Here is a 21349-nt window from a genome sequence, read left to right on the forward strand (position 1 = left end):
AAGATGATCATGACTCGTAAAAATTATACACATTATATAAAATTTGCCTTGATGGCAACAATCTGCACTTCTGGACTGAGTTCCTGTGAAAAGATGGTAGAAGAAAAGAAATTTGATTTTGTAGAACCTAATGATATTCCTGATTCGGATGAGGGTGTCAATCAATGGACAATGGGAACCTACAGTAAATTGCTGGACGATATGTTTCGATGGAATCTTTTTCCACCAAGCCTAGAGTTTGACTGCGATTATATGAGCGGGCCAGACTGGTCATTCGGTACGCTGGGGGCAGGAAACTTTCAGAACAATGAATACACATCGGCTATGTGGGAAAAGCCATATGCGATCATCCATCGTGCTAATCTGGCTCTGGAAAATATCGAACCGATGACAAAAGCCTCACAGGCCGTAAAGAATAATGGAATGGGCGAGCTTTATTTTTTAAAAGCTTATTCTTATTTTCTTTTGGTACGTGCCTTTGGTGAAGTACCTATTCGTTCTGCATCGGTCAATTCAGGCGCAGATCTTAATGAACCCCGACAGCCAGTAAGTAAAGTATATGCGCATATTATTGAGCTGCTCACAAAGGCAGAAGAACTTCTTTATAAGAATACAGACAATGGTTTTCATGAAGGTCGTGTTTCAGCAGGTGCGGCAGCAAGTTTACTGGCCAAAGTGTATGTAACAATCGGTTCGTCTGCATTGCAGTCTGGTAATGTTTCGGTAAGAGGTGGCCAGCCCTATACGATGAATGGAAGTGAAAAAGTATACACTAATCCAGTATCTTTTACTGTAGCTAAAAAACAGGTTGCTGGATATGAAACATTCAATGCGCAAGAGTATTTTTCAAAAGCTCGTGATAAGGCTCTGCAAGTGATTAATGGTGAGTATGGCAATTATGGCTTGTTAAGCTATGATAATCTTTGGTCTAGGGCCAATAAAAATAAAACTGAACATATCTGGACGCTACAGTCTGTCACCGGTGACCAAAAATATGGGGTAACTTTTTCTCAGGCTTACGGCGGAAATTTCAATGATCAGGGATTTGTGCAGACCGGGTTATGGTGGGGTATGCGTGACCATTGGTATAAACTTTTCGAAAGTAAAGATTACCGTATTGTGAAGGGGGTGATGCATCGTTGGGTTCGCCAGGGTGGAGATACCAATGGCTGGGTCGGAGGTTCTTATTATCCTGATAATACCGAATGGAGTCAAAAAGCACAGGGATATGTAGATGCTAACGGACAAAATGTAGCTCCTGTTGCTCCATTTAATGATGGACGTCAATATCAAAACCAAAAAAATGCTAATTATTTAGCATACCTGACCAAATATAGTGATGTCAGTAACAACAAACTCGAGCGTACAGATGCTCCTTGGTATTTTTTGCGCTTTGCAGATGTTTTACTCATCTATGCCGAAGCAGCTAATGAAGCAGACAACAGTACTGCAGCACGTACACTTGCGTTGGCAAAACTTAATCAAATACGTGAGCGCAGCAATGCGACGCCCCGTCGTCTTGCCGGAGATGGCAATATCGATAACCAAAGCGCATTCCGTTCAGCCGTTTTGGAAGAAAGAGCAATGGAGCTAGCACTTGAAGGTGACCGTCGCTGGGATCTGATCCGTTGGGGTATATACCTTGATGTGATGAACAGAATCGGAGGTACTGATGAAGTTGGCGTTGTTAAAGTCCGTTCGGAGAAACACCTGCTCTACCCAATACCAATTTCTGAAGTAGGTGTCAATACAGCAATTCTGTCAAATAATCCAGGCTGGAACTAATCTATTTATCGCGTATAGCGTTTCTTGAAATAATTGTTTTTATGAAAAAATTGAATCGTTCTATTATATATTTTATACTGTTGAGCAGCATGTCTGCAACAGTAATTTCTTGTCAAAAGGATATCGTCAACTTTAAAGAAAGCTATGATGGAGAGTTAACCTCCAATGGTGCCCCTCTCATTCAAAAAGTCTCTACTGCAGGCGATCTGACAACAGGAATCAGTAGCGGAGCGTTGACGGATATGATTGTGCTTCAGGGGGAAAACCTCGCAGAGGTAAAGTCCATCAAATTGAATGATGTCGATGTGGATCTCAGTACCGTATATGCCGTAAGATCGCGGATTACATTACCGATCCCTCGTGTAGTTCCTACTGAGATCAACAATAAGGTGACTGTAGTGACTACCAAAGGGAGTGCGGAGTTTCCGTTTGAAGTTAAAATACCCGATCTGGTAGTGGAGGGTTTATTCAATGAGTTTGTGGCGGCAGGAGATACGGCAATACTCGTCGGTAAATATCTGGACCTGTACAAATTGGACACCTTGGAGGGCGTGTTTTCGATCAATAATATACCTTTGAAACCGATACGTAGCGTTGCCGACTCGGTCTATTTTGTCATACCTACGGCAACAGCCGAGGGCGCTACGCTCGCATTGTCCAGTCCCTTAGTGGCGGTTCCAAAGCAAGTTCGCTTCCGAGAAAAGGGGCTCTCTATGTTAGATATAAAGTCGCTTTCTGCCTATGTAACGGATGGGAAAGCTAATGGTGACCCACAATTATTGCCTGGATTTGACCGGTTTTTACGAATACAACAATCTTTTGCTGCCTGGTCTTGGAATGGTGTTTTTTGGTCTGGATTTGATTTGAACGATGCTGCGGTATTGGCAAATCCCAAAGATTACTATGTTAAATTTGAAATTAATACCAAAAGTACGGCTTCCATTAGTCAGGGTAATTTCATTCTTGGAGGTGATAGGCAGGAAACCCGCTGGAACCCAGCTGAAAATGGTGCCTTGAATACCTATGGTAAGTGGAAGACCATGCGTGTAGATCTAACTGATTTTTATAAAGATGTTTCCCAGAGTAATGGTACTTACCTCAATACAGGCTGGAATGGATTTGTGTTTTCATATCAACCAACAGTGGATGTTGAGGACGATTTCAGTATATGTAATTTTCGGATAGTCAAAAAATAGATAAGTCTTATGCGAAAATATATAATCAGTAGTTTTATTGGGATTTGCTTATTGCTGTGCGGTATCTCGTGCAATGTCGCTCAGGTTATATCAAATAAGGAAGGCGATGATATGGTATCTCTTCACGGTAAACTTCGGGTTTCAGGAACGACACTTGTAGATGCGAAATCCGATACGATCTCCTTACATGGAGTGAGTTTAGGGTGGCATAATTGGTGGCCACGTTTTTACGACAGCGCGACAGTGACATGGTTGAAAGATGACTGGAAAATTAAGGTGGTTCGTGCTGCTATTGGTGTTGAACCCGATGGTGCTTATCTGCAAAATCCAGAAGTAGCGATGCAAAAACTTTATGAAGTGATTGATGCCGCTATTGCAAATGGGGTATACGTAATCGTGGATTGGCATGCGCATCATATACATACCAGTGAAGCTAAATTATTCTTCCAAACGGTGGCCAGAAAGTACCATGCTCATCCAAATATAATCTATGAGATTTATAATGAACCAATGGATACAAGCTGGGAAGAGATAAAGAAATATGCCGAAGAGATCATACCTGCCATTCGTGCCATTGATCCTGATAATATCATATTAGTAGGTTGTCCCAATTGGGATCAGGATATTCATCTGGTAGCAGATGACCCTCTAATAGGATTTGATAATTTAATGTATACCGTACATTTTTATGCAGGGACACATAAACAGTTTTTGCGCGATCGTGCCGACTATGCACTTAGCAAGAGCATACCAATTTTTATCTCCGAATGTGCGGGTATGAATGCCGATGGTGACGGCGATATTGATTTGGAAGAATGGCAACTTTGGAAAGAATGGACACAAAAAAATAAGATTAGCTGGGTTGCCTGGTCAATAGCAGATAAAAATGAAAGTTGCTCGATGATTGCTAACAGTCATGTTCCAAGTGCCGGATGGTCCTTAGAACAACTTAAGACATGGGGGAAACTCGTAAGGCAGGATTTAAGAAATATGAAATAATGAATATATATAGTAGGATTGCAGTAGGTATCTTATTGGCAGGGACTTCTCTGTTGCAAAGCTGCCACGTAAAGAGGCATACAAGTGCTGTTTTTGATTTTGGTGCCGATTGGAAATTTCACGCAGGCGAAGGTCTGGACAGCAACTGGAGTAAGAAGGACTATCAGGATAAGTACTGGAAGGATGTCATATCCAATAAAACACTGGTAGAGCAGGGCCAATCGCTGCAGCAGGGATTTGGATGGTATCGCAAGACATTGAAGTTCTCGAATCAAGCACAACGTAACATCAGGAAAGCAGAGGGAGTTGTGCTTGATCTGGGTAAATTTGCCGCTTGTGAAGAAGTTTATGTGAATGGAACACTGATCGGTAAAACAGGTGAGTTTCCTAACAATTTTGCGGGATATTTTGATCATGAACGTACCTATTTCGTACCTATCAAATATCTTGACCTCGATAAAGAAAATAGTATAGCAATCAAGTTTTTCGACGGATGGAGCAGCGCAGGAGGCTTTTTAAATGGTGCTATCATGAAAGTTCAACCTGCGTCCACTGCTGATAAGTTGATCTTGAATGTAAATGTTCGCGATGATGATTATGTCTTTCTCGGAACTGACAGTATTGCAATAGCGCCGGCTATCGTCAATAAAGGAAAGGAGGCTGTCAAAGCATATCTAAATATTACTTTGACGACCGATGATGGGCAGCTTGTCAATACACAGCAGGTAAATGTCGCTATTCCTGGAAATGGATCGTTGAATGCCGGTGTATTTGGGTTAAAAAATCCGAAGCCAGGGTTCTATCAATATAAGGTGAGCCTGCAGCTGGATAATGGACAAAAATTGGAACAACAATGTAACGTTGGCTATGAGCCCGAAAAGATCAGTTCTCCGAATGATGCCCGAGCTGATTTTGATGAATTTTGGAAAGCGAACAAACAAGCGCTGGCAGCAATAGAGCCAGATTATCAGTTGATATTACTCCCTGAACAGTCAAGATTGGATTATGATATGTATCAGGTTTCTATGCGTTCATTGGACAATGAGCTGATTATGGGATACTATGCCAAGCCGAAAAAATCTGGAAAACACCCTGTTATTGTCGAGTATATGGGCTATGGTTCGAAACCCTATTTTCCAAACCAAAGCTGGGATGGCTTCGCTTATTTTGTACTGTCTATCCGTGGACAGGCACTTAATGAAAAGACAAACCGTTTTGGGACCTGGTTTACACATGGTATTTTTAGCCAAGATGAATACTATTACAAAGGAGCTTTTATGGATGTAGTGCGAGCACTTGATTTTGTAAGTTCCAGAACTGAGTTGGATGCAAACCGTATTGCCGTACGTGGATCGAGTCAGGGCGGAGCTTTATCGGTAGTAGCGGCTTCACTGGATACGAGAGTAAAGGCTCTGGCGATAGGAATTCCTTTTTTGTCGGATTATAAAGATTATTTTAAGATTGCTCCTTGGCCAAAATCTGATGTAGATAATTATCTGAAACAACATACTGATATCAGTTTGGATCAAGTGTATAAAACGTTGTCTTATTTTGATATTAAAAATTTAGCATCACGTATTCGCGTACCATTGATCATGGGTATCGGCATGCAGGATCATGTATGCCCACCACATATCAACTTTGCAGCTTACAATCAAGTGCAATCAGAAAAATCCTGGATAGCATTTCCAAAATATGGACACAGTACTGGTAATGAATTTCATGTTGCCGGCCTTGATTTATTCAGACGAATTCTTTCCGTGGAAAAACCAGATTAAAGCAAAAGTTAACATTATATTTTATTAAAATGATGAGTACATTATTTAAGCAACGTCTAGAAGAGGTTGAAGCAGCTCACTATGCCTTATTACAACGGGAAAATACAGCAATAAGTGCTGGAAATGGAATCTATGAGCGTTATGAGTACCCAGTGGTCACAGCCGCACATACACCGCTATTCTGGCGTTATGATCTGGATGAAGTGACAAATCCATTTTTGCTGGAGCGCTTTGGTATAAACGGTACTTTTAATGCTGGAGCAATCAAATGGAACGGAAAGTACTTGCTTGTGGTTCGGGTTGAAGGCAATGATCGTAAATCTTTTTTTGCCATAGCGGAAAGTCCAAATGGAATCGATAACTTCAAATTTTGGGATTTTCCGATTGACCTGCCTGAGACTGCAGACCCGGATACCAATGTCTATGATATGCGCCTGATAGCACATGAGGATGGATGGATCTATGGTATTTTTTGTTCAGAACGTAAAGATCCAAATGCTGTTCCTGGAGATCTGTCTTCGGCAGTTGCCGCCGCTGGGATAGTACGAACAAAAAATCTGAAACAATGGGAGAGGTTGCCAGATTTAATATCAAAAAGCCAACAACGTAACGTCGTTCTCCATCCGGAATTTGTGAATGGTAAATATGCCCTCTATACAAGGCCTCAAGATGGATTTATCGATACCGGAAGCGGAGGTGGAATTGGTTGGGGACTTGTCGATTCAATGGAAAATGCTATTTTGGATGAAGAAACGATTATTAATCATCGTTATTATCATACGATAAAGGAACTGAAAAATGGGGAGGGGCCAGCACCCATCAGGACCGAAAAGGGATGGTTGCATCTTGCTCATGGCGTTCGTGCCTGCGCAGCAGGACTTCGCTATGTTCTGTATGTATATTTGACTGATTTAGAAAAGCCAGAAAAGTTGATTGCTGAACCTGCTGGTCATCTGATGGCACCACGAGGTGATGAGCGCATAGGCGATGTCTCGAATGTTCTTTTCACGAATGGTTGGATTGCAGATGAAGACGGTAAAGTTTTTATCTATTATGCATCCAGTGATACACGCATGCATGTTGCAGTATCATCTGTCGAACGTTTATTGGACTACTGTCTAAGCACAGCCCCAGATGGTATGCGTTCAAAAAAATCTGTCGAAACATTGAAAGATATCATTTCTAAAAATTTAAAAATTTAAATTACTCAAAACTTAATGTAAGACGAAAATGAAGATCACTACTGAGAATATCAGCCTCAAAGAAAAAATCGGTTATGGACTGGGTGATGCCGCCTCTTCTATGTTCTGGAAACTGTTTGGTATATACCTGATGTTTTTTTACACCGATATATTTGGTATGGAGGCTAAATTGGTCGGTACGATGTTTTTGATAACGCGTGTCTGGGATTCGTTATTCGATCCGATTATCGGTATAATTGCTGACCGTACAAATTCTAAATGGGGTAAGTTTAGACCTTATATTTTATATGTAGCGGTTCCATTCGGAGTACTCGGTGTTTTTACGTTTTACACCCCTTCATTTGGTGAAGAGGGAAAGTTAATTTATGCTTATTTAACATACTCACTAATGATGATGGTCTATTCGGCTATCAATGTGCCATATGCTGCTCTTTTGGGTGTAATGAGTGCTTCACCAAAAACGAGAAGCATATTGGCTACTTTTAGAATGAGTTTTGCCTACATCGGTAGTTTTGTGACCCTATTGCTTTTCAATCCTATGGTCAATTACTTTAGCGGCCATAGTAATGATATCGAGGCACAGAGGCACGGATGGGTTATGGCTGCGGCTGTTATAGCCATATGTTGTATTGTTCTTTTTTTACTATGCTTTGCTTGGACAAAGGAGCGTGTGCAGCCTGCAACGGAATCAAATTCCAGCTTAAAAAAGGATGTAAAAGAACTTTTTAATAACGGCCCATGGTGGGTCCTGTTGGGCGCAGGACTTTCTACTCTGATATTCAATTCGGTACGAGACGGAGCGGCACTTTACTATTTCAAATACTATATAGATGAAGAGCATTATGGTAAAATTATGCTAGTCAATGTACCTTTTGTACTGAGTGGATTGTATCTAGCATTGGGACAGCTCGCCAATATCGTTGGTGTAATCATTGCCGCACCTTTGAGCAATTTTATCGGCAAGAAAAATACTTTTATGCTGACGATGCTGATCGCAACTTTAGGAAGTATACTTTTCTATTGGATGGATAAAGATTATTTATGGGGAATTTTTTCGTTGCAAGTATTGATCAGTATATGTGCGGGGGCTGTGTTTCCATTACTCTGGTCTATGTATGCAGATTGCGTCGATTATTCGGAATTTAAAACCGGCAACAGAGCTACCGGTTTAATTTTTAGTTCCTCTTCTATGAGTCAAAAGTTGGGCTGGGCTTTTGGTACCGCGATAACAGGATGGTTGCTCGGATACTACGGTTTTCAGGCAAATCAGCTACAGTCGCAAGAGACAATAAGTGGAATTAAGATGTTTTTAAGTTTTTTTCCCGCAGTGGGCACAGTATTATCAATCATATTCATTAGTTTTTATCCATTGAACGAACAAAAAATGCAGGCTATATCTGTCGAATTGGATAAACGTAGAAATTAAATTGGTCTGACGAAAATGATGAAAGGGTTTAAAGAAGAACTGGAAAATAATATTCTCCCATACTGGATGAAAAATATGGTAGATGAAGAGCATGGTGGTTTTTATGGGCAGATTGGCGGGAACAATAAAGCGCATAAAAAAGCTAATAAAGGAGCAGTAATGCATGCGCGCATATTGTGGACATATTCGGCAGCTTACCGACTATTTGGAAAAGATTGTTACCGTAAAATGGCTGATAGGGCTTATTTATACTTTAGAGATTATTTTATCGATCGCGTGTACGGGGGTGTGTTTTGGGAACTCGATTACCTTGGTAATCCTGTTAATCCAAAAAAGCAGACCTATGCACAGGGATTTGCTCTGTATGCATTTGCCGAATATTATCGAGCTACAGGAACACCAATGGCGCTGGCATATGCAAAAGAATTTTTTTATCAAATCGAAGCATGTAAGGATACTATTTTAGGTGGTTATTGGGAGGCTTTTACGGAAGACTGGCAACCAATTGCAGATATGAGATTGAGCGATAAGGATCAGAATGAAGCCAAGACTATGAATACCCACCTCCATATTTTGGAACCTTACACGAACCTGCTCAGGATATGGGATGATGTCTCTCTTAAAAAAGCACAAAAAGAATTGATCTCCTTATTTATTGATCGTATATATAATGCTGAGACAGGGCATCTACAATTGTTCTTTGATGCAGATTGGCATGTTCAAGGAGATATTCAATCTTTCGGGCATGATATCGAGGCGGCCTGGTTGCTGTTGGAGGCAGCACAGGTCCTGGGCGATGCTATGTTGGAGGATCAGATTAGATCGGTTGTGCCCAGTATTGCAAATGCTGCCATGGAAGGACTGTTATCCGATGGTAGTATGGCTTATGAAAAAAAAGATAACCATTGGGACCGCGAAAGGCATTGGTGGGTACAGGCAGAAGCGGTAGTAGGTCTGTCATATGTAGGAAGACTGTTGAACAACACGTCTTATCAGAATAAGGCTGCTGCTGTCTGGAATTATATTCAGCATAATTTAGTTGATAAACATGAAGGTGAATGGTATTGGAGTAGGCTGGAGAATGGTGATATAAACAGAAAGGAAGATAAAGCTGGTTTTTGGAAATGTCCTTATCATAATGGGCGTATGTGCCTTGAAATGCTTGAAAACTTTGATAACATATGATAAAACAAATTGTAACATGGTTCGCATTATTAATCATGCAAACGGTTAATCTGGTTGCAGCAAAGACTATATTACCGATTGATTCCATGGCAACAATCGAAACTGTTGCGCTATACAACAATCTAATAAAGATACAATCTCAACGCGCTGTGATCTTAGGCCAGCAGGATGCCCTTCGTTATGGCAGGTCGTGGCAAGGAGAAAAAGACCGTAGTGATATAAAGGATGTTGCTGGAAGCCACCCGGCTTTACTAGGTCTTGATTTTCAGGTGTTAACGCATTTGGATAGCAATTATAGAAAGACTGAAACGGACAAATTAGTGAACGCAGTAAAAGATATGTATCAAAGAGGTGGTATTATTACCTTCTCTTGGCATATGTCCAATCCGATAAACGATGGATCATATGAATGGAAAGAAAATCCACAAATCGCAGTACTGGAGATGTTGCCTGGCGGAAGTGCCAATCGGAAGTATCAACATTACCTTCAACTCATGCGCGATTTTCTAAGACGTTGTACAGGTAGCAAGGGAGAGGCAATTCCCATTATTTTTAGACCTTTCCATGAATTTGATGGCGATTGGTTCTGGTGGGGTAGGGGGCATGCTTCTGCATCTGAATTTATTCAACTGTGGCGATATACGGTTGATTATTTAAAGAATGATCTTGATGTCCATCAACTGCTGTATGCATTTTCCCCAGATTGTCGTTTTCAAAGTGAGGAGGCTTATCTTGAGCAGTACCCAGGTGATGATTATGTAGATATCTTGGGTATGGATAATTATTGGGATTTTCGTCCTGATGGTGCGAATGATCCTATTGCGGCAATGAAAAAGTTAGGTATTGTTTCCACTATTGCTCTTGAAAAAAATAAACTGGCCGCACTTACTGAGGTAGGTTTGGAACAAATTACAGATCTAACGTGGTTTACAAATGTATTGCATCCCATTTTGAAAAAGTGGCCTCTAGCGTATTGTATGTTGTGGCGCAATGCTCATGATATACCTACGCACTATTATGTGCCGACGACAGAGCATCCGGCAGCTCATGATTTTGGCGTATTTTGCAAATCCAAAGATATGATACTTTTGAATGATCTTCCTTTAATCTATAAACCCACAAAAAGATGAAAATAAAAAAGAAGTTATTCCATTTCACTGAAATAGTGGTCTGCTTTGCTTTTATGGCTGTAAGCATGGATGCATGGGGCCAAAAACCAGCAGACCCAAAGGCAACCAAAGAAACTCAGGACCTTTACGATATGATCAACCAACAACGCATTAAAGGTATTGCTGTAGGGCATCAAGATGCCCTAGCCTACGGACATGGCTGGTATAAAGTAAAAGGAAACAGTGATGTGAAGACAGTAACAGGAAAATATCCAAAAGTTGTCGGCTGGGAAATTGGGGATGTGGAACTCGGGAAAGCTTATAATTTGGATTCAGTATATTTCGATGATATGAGCAACTATATTAGAAATACATATCAACGTGGAGGTATTACAACGCTGAGCTGGCACGGAAACAATATTGCTACGGGTAATAATGCGTGGGATTGTGGCCAGGACACTGTAGTAAGATCGATTTTACCTAATGGTGTGCACCACCGTGAATATTTAGGATGGCTGGATAAGGTGGCCGATTTTCTGTTGAATCTTAAAGATCATGATCAAAAGTTAATTCCGGTTGTACTTAGGCCCTATCACGAACATACCGGCGCATGGTTTTGGTGGGGAGCAAAACAATGCTCTCCCGATGAATACAAGAATTTATGGAGAATGACTGTGGATTATTTTCAAAAGCACCATGATATCCATCATGTACTGTACTGTTATTCTCCTTCGGAAACCGAAAATGAAGCACATTTTCTAGAAAGGTATCCTGGAGATGATTATGTTGATCTTGTTGCCTTCGACTGTTATGTGCCTGGCAAAGGAACGTCTGATGATATTGCAAATTATAAGATAGCAATGGCTAAAAATATTGAAATAATAACGGGCTATGCAAAGAAATCAGGTAAGATCCCAACGATCGGCGAAACTGGTCTGGAGTCAGTGAAAGATCCCACTTATTTTACAGAAGTGGTTTATCCTCTGGTAAAGGGAAAAGAGTTAGCATGGATATTATTTTGGAGAAATGCCTATGAAGCGGACAAACCTGAACACTATTATATTCCGTTTAAGGGCCATCCCGCTTCGATAGATTTCAAGAAATTTGTGAATAAAAAAGATGTATTCTTAGTCAAATAGATGGTGACCAGGTGCGATCATTTTATTGTCCGCTTTGCGCCATTTTATGAAATTTTGGACTGTAGTGCACCATGTGTAGAACCTTTTTAGGTTTAATCAAAGTAAGCTTAGATTAAATGTAGTTGACCTTAATAGCGTGCTTTACTTTTTTCTGGACGGTATGTACAGCTAGAACCTAATGCACGAATAAAAAAAATAGGAAAAGTTTTTTTTCAATTTTTTGAATAAAGTAGGCCTTTATTGTAAATTTGAATAACTTCCTTTTCTTAAATATAAAAAATGAATTTGCTTAAAATTGTTGATTATAAGTCTAATTACGCTCCTGTATTTAAAGAGTTGAATGAAAGGTGGATAAAAAAATATTTCACCATTGAACTGCAGGATATAGAAACTTTAAATAGCCCTCAGGAGATTATCGATCACGGAGGATTTATCATAGTTTGTTTATATGATCATATTCCTGTTGGAGTCTGTGCCGTAAAAAAGATCACTGATATCCGTTATGAACTATGTAAATTTGCTGTTGATGAACAGTATCAAGGTATGGGTATTGGAAAATTAATTCTTGAACATTGTATTTCTGAGGCAAAAATTAGAAATATTCCTACATTGTTTTTGGAGGGTAATACTAAATTAGGATCTTCCATTCATTTATATGAAAAGTTTGGATTTAAAAAAATTTCTTTGGCAGAACATGCTCCACATTATTCTCGCGTTGATATTATTATGGAATTAAATCTAATTTAACCATATAAATACTTAAAGACTGGGACGATTTACAGCCGATATTGATACAAAAACTATACTTTGTATCTATTTTGACTATGTCGCTCAACTCAATTTACTTCAAGTTGTATATAATGAGCTATGAGAATATTTTTATTGTTGTATTTCTTTCATGCGAAAAGGCATATTGGCAAATTTAATAATGTTCCATTTAATTGTGCTAGAGCTCTACCAGCAGTAATTGTTTTACGTAGAACTATTTTAGTTTATATATCAACATTTGGTGGTAATAGAGGTAATGCGTTATAAGGTTTTTAGATATCGAATGTGCTCATAACTTAACGGTAAATCTTACTTCCGTAATTAATAAGAGTAAAAATAGCGAAAATTTACTCTCGTTTATCAATCACCTTATCCTTCACTTTCATCTCCAACAGCTTATTGCGGTAATAATAACAAATCAACTTATCATGAACGACTCCTCTTTATCACCAACATTAAATCCTATCTTTTTCCTTTCTTTTGGGATGGGTCCTCTATTTCCTTCGGAGAGTGCTTCGCAGTTTTATCTTGGCTACTAACTCGACAATTCGACTCTTAAAATTAAAAGTTGACTTTAAAATTTCAAAAAATAATAAGAAAAATAGCTCTAAGGGGAATCTTAGCGCTATTAACCAATATATATTTGTGATAGCATGCTCATAAGAGCAACACTAAAAAATAAATATTTCTAGTAGATTTTCAAAAAAAAAGGCTCTCTCAAAAAAATGAAAAAGCCTTCAAAACCAGATAAACATGATAAAATTAAATTAAATCTAATATGAAGATAAAATTAATCTTTCAGATCTAATTAGAAAAAATCAAATCCAGTGTTTTTACTTGGTGATAGTAAGTACTTTTTACTTTGATGTTATGGCTTTTGCAGGAATTATAAACGAGCTTAATAACTCGAGGCTAAAGTATCGCTTTTTTTCATTTCGGTATGGATAGGCAGTTTCAACATTTGTTTGTTGCATTTTTTCAACAGCGAAGATTTCTCTAATCTTTATAGCTTGAAAAAAAGAATGAAGTTTTAAAAAAAGCGTATTATGGTATTGATATCTTCTTAATTTACAATTCGAAATGGTCGATATTAAGCTCATTATTTGTTTAAGTAAATTTTAAATTATTATTTGGATTGTATCTAAATAAGAGTAAATTTGTCCAGTAATCATACGATATGGACGTTCAAAAGAATTTAATAGATTGTCAATCAATTGATGAGAAATGTTTCGAATTGATTTATAAACGCTATTGGGATCAGGTGCTAGCATATGCGACCTGTATTGTCCATGATCAATCGTTAGCTGAAGATATTGTACAACATGTGTTTGTCTCCCTGTGGGATAAAAGAAGTGAACGACATATTGAAAATATCGAAAATTATCTCAAAAGGGCAGTAAAATATACTGCTTTCCATGAAATCAAAAAAAGACTTAATATAGACGATAATATGAATCTTAGTGATGTTGATATTATCGGTGATCAGGAATCCGATCAAGACATCCTGTATAAAGATTTACATCAGCGACTAGATGAAATCATTACAAAACTTCCTTCCAAAAGTAAAGATCTGTTTGTACTTAAATTTAAAGATGGGCTGGACAATAATGCGATTGCATCTGCTCTGGATCTTTCCGAGAAAACAATTCGTAATAAGCTCTCTATCAGTTTAAAATCAGTAAGAGTAAACCTTAAAAAAGTTGGTTTTTAACCACTTTAATCTCCTTATTTATATTTAGTATAAATAAATCGGGACATTTTTTATTAAAACTACACTTAGTACTATGGATGTTCATATGTAATCCTCAACAGACATCCTTTTTCTTCTTATGATAATGAACAAGAATATGCAATGTGCTATTCAAGAATTCAGCTAAAAAGATAGTTTAGATGCTGATATTATAGTAATGAGATAACTGAGTGAGGTGTTTTTAATATGGAGGTTTGCAAAATTAAGAACCTTTTAAAGTGATAATAAAACAGTAAATGCAATCTAAACAATTATTTTTAACAGGTTTTTTTTTACACATCTCTCTTTTGCTATGTGCACAAAAAATAGAAACGTTTAATCTTTCTGGTTACGTAAAAGATACTTTTGGAAAACCTATCTCTGGTGCAACTATCTATATAAGGGAATTGGATAAGGGAACGACAAGTGATGTGGATGGATCCTATCAATTCTTAAAATTAAAAAACTCTAATTTAAATGTACGCGTATCAAGTGTCGGTTACCATTCGGAAACGAAAACCTTAAATCTTTCCACTAATGAAAATTCTTTTTTGGATTTCCAGTTGCGCCGTGATGAGAAATCACTCGCGGAGGTTTCTGTGGTTGGACAAAGCTTAAACCAGCGAAAGGTACAGGAAATAAAACAATCGGGCTATGCTGTCAATGTCATTGACCTGACTACACAAGTAGATAAGGTTGCAGATCTGAACCAATTATTAAGACGATCTCCTGGAGTAACTATTCGTGAAAATGGTGGAATGGGATCGGATTTCTCGTTTAAAATTAATGGCCTGGATGCGAAAATATTTATTGATGAGGTGCCCATGGAAAATTATGGAAGCTCCATGACCTTGAATAATATTCCGGTCAACTTAGTTGACCGTATTGAAGTTTATAAAGGTGTTGTGCCGGCCTATTTACCGACAGACGTGCTGGGAGGTGCTGTAAACATTATCACAAAACGTAGAAATAAACAGTTTTTTGATTTCAGTTATGGATATGGTTCTTTCAATACACACCAAGCATCGTTGATCGCAAATATGAGAGATGCCAAAACGGGCTTGATGGTCAAAGCGGATGCTTTTTTTAACCATTCGGACAATAATTATATGATGTACAGTAATCCCAAATATGGTATTAATCTGGACGGATATTTTAAATCATTTGTCGATGAAGAAACTGGAATTGTGCAGAATCAATTGGTAAAAGTAGATAAAGCCCGCCGTTTTCATGATGCCTATACTTCGGGAATGGGAAAATTGGAGGCTGGATTTGAAAACGTGAAATGGGCAGATCGATTACTTTTTGGCCTAAGCTATTCTGAAAATAATAAGGAAATACAAATGGGCTCAAATATAAAATCGGTATACGGCGGTCGATGGTCCGAAAATAAATTCCTCACACCTAGTATACAGTACCGGAAAAATGGCCTATTTCTTCCGGATCTTTATGTTGATGTTTTTGCGAGCTATGGTGACAGTCGTACAGAGGTACGTGATACTGCAAAGTATCTCTATTACTGGTCCGGAATACCGCAAAGCAATGGCACATTCAAAGAAGAGGCTTACGATCAGATTATTAATAAAAGTTATATTGCAAAAACAGATTTTTCTTACAATCTCAATAAGAAAAAATCGCAAGTAATTAATTTGAGCTATAACCTCAGTACCAATCAGCAAAAGAATTTTGATATGATGAAAACTGAGGAGTATCGAGAAATCAATAGCAGGCCAAAGCGTCTAAACAAACACCTGATAAATTTGGCTTGGCAAGGGCAATGGTTAGATGAAAAACTAAGTTCTGTGGTATTCTTTAAATATTATGGGATGGATAATAGCTATACTGCAGATGAACGAAAATACGATAGCGACGGAAAACTTATATCAGGAGATGTGGTCCAGTATAATAACTATAAAGACTACAAAAGTGGTGGCTTGACCTTAAGATACCTTTTAAAGAAAGATGTAGGTATCAAAACCTCGCTTGAGAAGTCATATAAATTACCTTCCGTAGAACAGTTATACGGAAATGTCGTGTATGTATTACCAAATGTTGATCTAAAGCCTGAAGAGTCCAATAATGTTAATCTAGGGATGTTTTATAACGGATATTTTAATGATCAGCATTTTATCAATGTAGATGTCACCACTTTCTTACGTAATACCAATAATTATATACAGATGGTCAGTGCCGGGAACTATTATCGATACTCCAACCTCGATGGAGCAAGATTATATGGGATCGAGTTTGATGCGAAATACGGCTATAAAGATCTGTTTCGGGTCAATGTGAATGGTAGCTATGATAAAGCAATAGTAACGAAATTACAAACAGGAGAATCTGTTGATAAGGAAGGATCGATCTTGCACAAACAACTGCCAAATAGGCCTTATTTATATGGAAATGTGGATGTTTCAATTGGGAAAAATGATTGGTTAGGAAAAGGAACCCGTATTGAATTGACCTATATGAATCAATATACCCATAAATTTTATATGAGCTGGGACAATTTGGCTTCTCAAGAGACAAAACTATATATTCCCAGTCAAGACGTTCATTCTGCAATCCTTTCCTACTCTTGGAAGCATAATAAATACGGAATTTCTATGGAAGCTAGAAACTTTACCGATGAAAGACTTTACGATAATTTTGGACTGCAAAAAGCAGGTCGTGCATTCTATACCAAATTAAGAATGTCCATCTTTTAATTTAAATTTTAACAATATATACTATACAAATATGCGTTTTATGAATACTTATTTTAAAAAATCATGCCTGATGGCCGGTGTGGCTTTGAGTTTTGCGGCCTGTAAAAGCTCTTCTGATAATACAAATACAATACCTGATGAAATAGCTAAAGCTTCAAAATATGGTATTACTATTCAGGTGGAAGCTGCAGGAGAAAAACATGATTATATTTTGCCGGTTGAAGACCTGATGAAAGAAGGATCGGTATCTCCTGTAGGATTCGGGATTGACGTGACTGGAAAGATAGATCAAACTTACGGGGTAAGAGAAGGGTCTAATATTTTTATAACAGAGGGTAATGCTGTATTTAAATACTCAGTAGCAACTGGTGATATTGTCGAAAAAGGGAATGCTGTCGTGTCTAATCCAGGAAACTATTTGGGGATGATGAAGTCGGCATTTGTTGATGGACGTGTAAATTTTATCAATTGGTCGGCATCATATAATGCTGCTACAGAAGCTATCGATAAACGTTTATTTATTATCGATACAGCGACCATGATTGTGAAAGGTGAATCGGCATTAAATTTTAAAGTTCCTGCAATCGCTAAAGCTGGTAAACCAAATGAATTTTATGACAAGTCAACGATTCAATTATCTCCAACAAGTTTAGGAATTAGAAATGGTAAAATCTATGTCGGATTCTTATATCTAACACCTGAGTGGGCCTCTCCAGCAAAGCAAGTCGCTTATGTGCTGACTGCGGACTATCCAAGTTTACAAAATCAAAAGATTGCTTCTAATGATAAATATGGCCATACAACAGGTACCTGGTATCAAACAAAATCGAGCTTTTTCGACGAAAGCGGAAATTATTATTTCACGACTATCCGTGAAGGAAAGTATTACACTTTATTGCGTATGAAGGCTGGTACTACAGAAATAGATCCAGATTATGCATTTGATTTATCAAATTATAGCTTATTCTCTGAAGGTTATATGGGACAGCAATCGGATCAGCACACCTATTTAAAAGATGGGAAAGCATTATTGGGCGCGTATGTTTTTGACATCAATAATAAAGTGATGGTCAAAAATCTAAATGATTCTGGATTAGGGAAAGTTCAGATCGTGCCTTCAAATGGCGTATTAGTCGATGGTGGTAAAGCTTATGTATTTGTGAAAACTGTAGATTCTCAGTGGTACATAGCTTGCTATGATACCGATAAAAACGAATTTAAAAGAGGTATTCAAATCAAAGGTGGAATTACTTCTGCTTATGGTGTGGTTAAATATTAAGACCGCTGTACTTTTCTTTGTTATATTTCATTACTCTTAGTGTTAAGGAATATAAACTAGGTATTCTAGCTTAAACAGTTGAAAAATGAAAAGCGTGAATGATAATTATGTTATTAGCAACAAATTAAAGATCATTTAAACAATAAGAGCCGTTTCAAATTGAAGCGGCTCTTGTTATTAATGAATTTTTCTAAGTTTGCTAGCTTTTCTCTAATTACTTCTTCACCAGTGGGAGGAGTATAAATAGTATCATTTTGATTATTTGTTAAAGCTGTACCAGGAATTTTTCTTATTGAAGCATTATTCTGTTTAATACATTGTACGATCTTAATACAAAGATTTGTTGTGATAAATGGTTTTTTTTTGAGTTCTTCTAATCCAAGCCATAATGCCTCCTTATAGCTTAAAACCTCCTTAGTTGCAAGATCTTCGTTCTTTTTGTCAGAGACAAATGATTTGTATAATTGATCATTTGTTGTTATAATATTTTCGACTTCTGAACTTGCTTTAGCTTCTTGCAGATAAATTGTGTCTAAAAAAATTGTGGGATTTGGCAAATTTAATAGTGTTCCATTTAATTGTGCTAGAGCTCTACCAGCAGTAATTGTTTTACGTAGAACTATTTTAGTTTCTATATCAACATTTGGTGGTAATAGAGGTAATGCATTATAAGGTTTTTTGACATCGAATGTGCTCATAACTTAAGGGTAAATTTTACTGGTGTACTCTTTATAAGAGTAAAAATAACAAAAATTTACTCTCGTTTATCTAATGGAGGTAATAATTACCCTTGTTTATATTTCAGTTAATTAACTTATGTTTGTATTATCTTATTCCCGTTGGTCCCTGAATTAATATTCAAACTAGCGGATTTTGTTTTTTACAGCCTTGATCTTCATCTATTTTTCATAGATAAATTGAAGCTTTCTACCATTGACCTTATCCCTCACTTTCCTTTCGTTCATCTGCTACAGGTAATCCTATTACTGGCGTTCGCAAGTTTTGAACAGGCAGAATGTTATCAAACTGCATTTTTTTAAATACTATTTTTTGGTTTTGATTTTTTTTCGATGTTGGCGCTAGGGCGATAGTAAAGATTATCTAACGACAGGATATTTCCATTTTCATCCCTGCTGTAGTAGATCACCATTTTTAGTAGGTATACCCTCGGGCTTCCTGCCTGCAGGGCGGGCCTCCAAACGCAGGCGTTTTTTTTGATAGCATGTAGTATGACTCCGTGGCCAGGGTTAGGGGTATTTGGTTCTATGCTTGTTAAAGCAGCGATCCAACCATTCTTGAATATAAGAAACTGAACACTGATTGAGTCAGATTTTAGACCTATATTGGGTTTAACTTCAGGCAGGCCCATTGTTGTAGCTAATTGCTGGAGGTAAACTTTTATTCCCTTATTCGGTGCGGGTGGTATCGTTGTGATTGTAAAAACACCCTCCTCCTCTTCAGGATCAATATCTAAAACATAACAGGGAGAAATCGAATCAATAATCAAAGGTCTTCTTTGGCTCTTACTTTCCGCCTCAGGGCGAGTGGAGAAAACCATACTCTTGGGTTGCATAGCCTGTGGTAATGCCCGCAATATGGATTTATCCATCTTAATGGCGGAGGGCACAACCGGACTGCTGGATTGTCTAGCCTGTGGTAAAGCTGGTAATCCAAATTGCATCAAAAGTAAAAGTAGCAAATAGCCACGTATGGCAAACCTGTTGCACAGTGATTCTCTTTTCAAAATTGTAGGACGGTCGTTAATTTTAGCAGTTTACAATAAGATTAAATTTAAAAAAATTATCTGTAATCTGTTGATATATTCTTGTGCTTCTCTAAGATAACTATCTTTCCTTAATTTTTGTCAATCATAATGTTCGTTTTGCGCATTTGAGTTGTGGGATTTTTTTGTTGCCGACTTTAATTTTCCTATGTTTGGTAAAATTTTACAAAACTAATTTTAGTTTATCCTATAGATGAAATTTTCATTTTTAACAATTTCTTTTTTATTGGGATTCACCTTATGTAATAAAGTATAAAAACTTTAATAATAATATTGAGATTCTAATATTCCTAGTATATAAATGCGATATGGTGAATACTAATTTTTTTTAATAAATATAGCTTATGAATAGAAATATACTTCTATCCTTTTTTATGGTTTTTATTTGTTTTTTAACAACAAAAGCACAAATTTCAAAATATTCGATAGGTGTCTTTAGTGACATGATGTTGGAAGCTCCAACCTATGATACTTTTTATGGTATAAATGGTAAATATGACCTTAATAATCACAGTGGAATACAGGTTTTTGGTGGCTATAGTAATGTCCATATGACAACAGTTGGGGCAGATTATATCTACAATATAAAGGACCAAACGAAAAGTAATTTTAATATCTATGGTGGAATAGGTTTATCAGGAGACTTTTACAAACAAAAGATTGTTGTTGAGTTTGAAGATAAGAGAATATCAGGATATGCGAAGAAAAATTATGTAGCTATAAATCCAACAATTGGAGTTTCGTATCGTTTTAACCCCGTTAAAAGTACGGTATTTGCAGGTTACAAAGTGAAATATTATCCATTTGAAGATGCTATGGATATCAATTATCTTTCTGTAGGGATTCGTTATCACCTGTAATACGGATAAAATATAATGGTTGCCGATTACCAATTCCGCATCTTTATTTTGCTTAAATAAGTGAGTTTTGGTTTACACTTGATTTAATTAGAAAGGACTTCAAAAATATCGAAGTCCTTTCTGTTATTATAGGTAGATGAAAAATCAAGTAAAAAGCAACTAAGATCTACAATTTATTCAATCTTACTTAGTAGCTGATAAATCTTTGGAAATAGCCTTCTTATTAGCAAGTCTCTTTCTGACAAAAAGAACAACTTGAATAATATTTATTACTATTACCACTCCATATATAAAATGCAATAAGATCATAAATTAAATATACTAAAAAGTTTTAGTTTTCAAAGGAATGGATTTTTATGATAGACCTTCTTCCTTACTTTCATTTCCTTCAGTTGGTTTCGGT

The 21349-nt window shown here is 37.3% G+C and carries 16 protein-coding genes; 14 read left to right on the forward strand and 2 right to left on the reverse strand.

The genetic code is table 11. The features are described 5' to 3' along the window. The first annotated feature begins 51 nt into the window (after nt 1-51). The 13 genes from M2265_RS17200 to M2265_RS17260 all read left to right on the forward strand — a co-directional run bounded on the left by M2265_RS17200 (nt 52) and on the right by M2265_RS17260 (nt 18303). Nucleotides 52-1785, forward strand: coding sequence for a RagB/SusD family nutrient uptake outer membrane protein (locus M2265_RS17200; RefSeq protein ID WP_207902411.1), 1734 nt, complete (start codon nt 52-54; stop codon nt 1783-1785). Between the two features lie 41 nt (nt 1786-1826). Next, nucleotides 1827-2981: a glycan-binding surface protein gene (locus M2265_RS17205; protein WP_132769778.1), complete on the forward strand. Its 1155-nt coding sequence runs from the start codon at nt 1827-1829 to the stop codon at nt 2979-2981. 9 nt (nt 2982-2990) lie between these two features. Beyond that, nucleotides 2991-3980, forward strand: a complete 990-nt coding sequence (locus M2265_RS17210) for a glycoside hydrolase family 5 protein (RefSeq protein ID WP_207902410.1) — start codon at nt 2991-2993, stop codon at nt 3978-3980. Beyond that, nucleotides 3980-5758, forward strand: a complete 1779-nt coding sequence (locus M2265_RS17215; protein ID WP_165905879.1) for an acetylxylan esterase — start codon at nt 3980-3982, stop codon at nt 5756-5758. The genes M2265_RS17210 and M2265_RS17215 overlap by 1 nt, the downstream gene beginning before the upstream one ends. Nucleotides 5759-5790: 32 nt before the next feature. Beyond that, nucleotides 5791-6960: a glycosidase gene (locus M2265_RS17220; protein WP_132770091.1), complete on the forward strand. Its 1170-nt coding sequence runs from the start codon at nt 5791-5793 to the stop codon at nt 6958-6960. 28 nt (nt 6961-6988) lie between these two features. Then, nucleotides 6989-8386 (forward strand): MFS transporter, encoded by a 1398-nt coding sequence (locus M2265_RS17225; protein WP_132769774.1) that lies wholly within the window; start codon nt 6989-6991, stop codon nt 8384-8386. A gap of 15 nt (nt 8387-8401) precedes the next feature. Then, nucleotides 8402-9571 (forward strand): AGE family epimerase/isomerase, encoded by a 1170-nt coding sequence (locus M2265_RS17230; RefSeq protein WP_243655406.1) that lies wholly within the window; start codon nt 8402-8404, stop codon nt 9569-9571. Then, the gene (locus tag M2265_RS17235) at nt 9568-10701 is read left to right on the forward strand and encodes a glycoside hydrolase family 26 protein (RefSeq protein WP_132769772.1); all 1134 of its coding nucleotides are present in this window, start codon (nt 9568-9570) and stop codon (nt 10699-10701) included. Before M2265_RS17230 ends, M2265_RS17235 begins: the two co-directional genes overlap by 4 nt. Continuing rightward, a complete protein-coding gene (locus tag M2265_RS17240) occupies nt 10698-11819 on the forward strand; it encodes a glycoside hydrolase family 26 protein (protein ID WP_207902409.1) in 1122 nt (373 codons plus the stop codon). Before M2265_RS17235 ends, M2265_RS17240 begins: the two co-directional genes overlap by 4 nt. A gap of 279 nt (nt 11820-12098) precedes the next feature. After that, complete coding sequence (locus M2265_RS17245; protein WP_021192160.1) at nt 12099-12566, forward strand: GNAT family N-acetyltransferase; 468 nt, start codon at nt 12099-12101, stop codon at nt 12564-12566. A 1198-nt stretch (nt 12567-13764) separates the two neighbouring features. Continuing rightward, nucleotides 13765-14298, forward strand: a complete 534-nt coding sequence (locus M2265_RS17250; protein WP_021192159.1) for a sigma-70 family RNA polymerase sigma factor — start codon at nt 13765-13767, stop codon at nt 14296-14298. Nucleotides 14299-14573: 275 nt separating this feature from the next. Next, entirely contained in the window at nt 14574-17024 is a 2451-nt protein-coding gene (locus M2265_RS17255) for a TonB-dependent receptor (RefSeq protein WP_132769770.1), read from the forward strand. Nucleotides 17025-17064: 40 nt separating this feature from the next. Beyond that, entirely contained in the window at nt 17065-18303 is a 1239-nt protein-coding gene (locus M2265_RS17260; RefSeq protein ID WP_132769768.1) for a hypothetical protein, read from the forward strand. 131 nt (nt 18304-18434) lie between these two features. Here M2265_RS17260 and M2265_RS17265 read toward each other — a convergent pair whose 3' ends face one another. Then, nucleotides 18435-19001 carry a Fic/DOC family N-terminal domain-containing protein gene (locus M2265_RS17265; protein WP_207902408.1) on the reverse strand — a complete coding sequence of 189 codons (567 nt, stop codon included), beginning with the start codon at nt 18999-19001 and terminating at the stop codon, nt 18435-18437. A 338-nt stretch (nt 19002-19339) separates the two neighbouring features. Next, complete coding sequence (locus M2265_RS17270; RefSeq protein WP_132769766.1) at nt 19340-20047, reverse strand: hypothetical protein; 708 nt, start codon at nt 20045-20047, stop codon at nt 19340-19342. Nucleotides 20048-20430: 383 nt separating this feature from the next. Here M2265_RS17270 and M2265_RS17275 point away from each other — a divergent pair, with 383 nt between their 5' ends. Beyond that, nucleotides 20431-20946, forward strand: a complete 516-nt coding sequence (locus tag M2265_RS17275) for an outer membrane beta-barrel protein (protein WP_132769764.1) — start codon at nt 20431-20433, stop codon at nt 20944-20946. The last annotated feature ends 403 nt before the right edge of the window (nt 20947-21349 follow it).

Source organism: Sphingobacterium kitahiroshimense, from assembly GCF_025961315.1.
Lineage (GTDB): Bacteria > Bacteroidota > Bacteroidia > Sphingobacteriales > Sphingobacteriaceae > Sphingobacterium > Sphingobacterium anhuiense.

Excerpts from the sequence above, each read along its gene's own strand:
- M2265_RS17260 (WP_132769768.1), top strand. The coding sequence starts at position 17,065 with ATGAATACTTATTTTAAAAAATCATGCCTGATGGCCGGTGTGGCTTTG.
- M2265_RS17215 (WP_165905879.1), top strand. The coding sequence starts at position 3,980 with ATGAATATATATAGTAGGATTGCAGTAGGTATCTTATTGGCAGGGACT.
- M2265_RS17250 (WP_021192159.1), top strand. The coding sequence starts at position 13,765 with ATGGACGTTCAAAAGAATTTAATAGATTGTCAATCAATTGATGAGAAA.
- M2265_RS17255 (WP_132769770.1), top strand. The coding sequence starts at position 14,574 with ATGCAATCTAAACAATTATTTTTAACAGGTTTTTTTTTACACATCTCT.
- M2265_RS17220 (WP_132770091.1), top strand. The coding sequence starts at position 5,791 with ATGAGTACATTATTTAAGCAACGTCTAGAAGAGGTTGAAGCAGCTCAC.
- M2265_RS17200 (WP_207902411.1), top strand. The coding sequence starts at position 52 with ATGGCAACAATCTGCACTTCTGGACTGAGTTCCTGTGAAAAGATGGTA.
- M2265_RS17275 (WP_132769764.1), top strand. The coding sequence starts at position 20,431 with ATGAATAGAAATATACTTCTATCCTTTTTTATGGTTTTTATTTGTTTT.
- M2265_RS17245 (WP_021192160.1), top strand. The coding sequence starts at position 12,099 with ATGAATTTGCTTAAAATTGTTGATTATAAGTCTAATTACGCTCCTGTA.
- M2265_RS17235 (WP_132769772.1), top strand. The coding sequence starts at position 9,568 with ATGATAAAACAAATTGTAACATGGTTCGCATTATTAATCATGCAAACG.
- M2265_RS17230 (WP_243655406.1), top strand. The coding sequence starts at position 8,402 with ATGATGAAAGGGTTTAAAGAAGAACTGGAAAATAATATTCTCCCATAC.
- M2265_RS17240 (WP_207902409.1), top strand. The coding sequence starts at position 10,698 with ATGAAAATAAAAAAGAAGTTATTCCATTTCACTGAAATAGTGGTCTGC.
- M2265_RS17205 (WP_132769778.1), top strand. The coding sequence starts at position 1,827 with ATGAAAAAATTGAATCGTTCTATTATATATTTTATACTGTTGAGCAGC.
- M2265_RS17210 (WP_207902410.1), top strand. The coding sequence starts at position 2,991 with ATGCGAAAATATATAATCAGTAGTTTTATTGGGATTTGCTTATTGCTG.
- M2265_RS17265 (WP_207902408.1), bottom strand. The coding sequence starts at position 19,001 with ATGAGCACATTCGATGTCAAAAAACCTTATAATGCATTACCTCTATTA.
- M2265_RS17225 (WP_132769774.1), top strand. The coding sequence starts at position 6,989 with ATGAAGATCACTACTGAGAATATCAGCCTCAAAGAAAAAATCGGTTAT.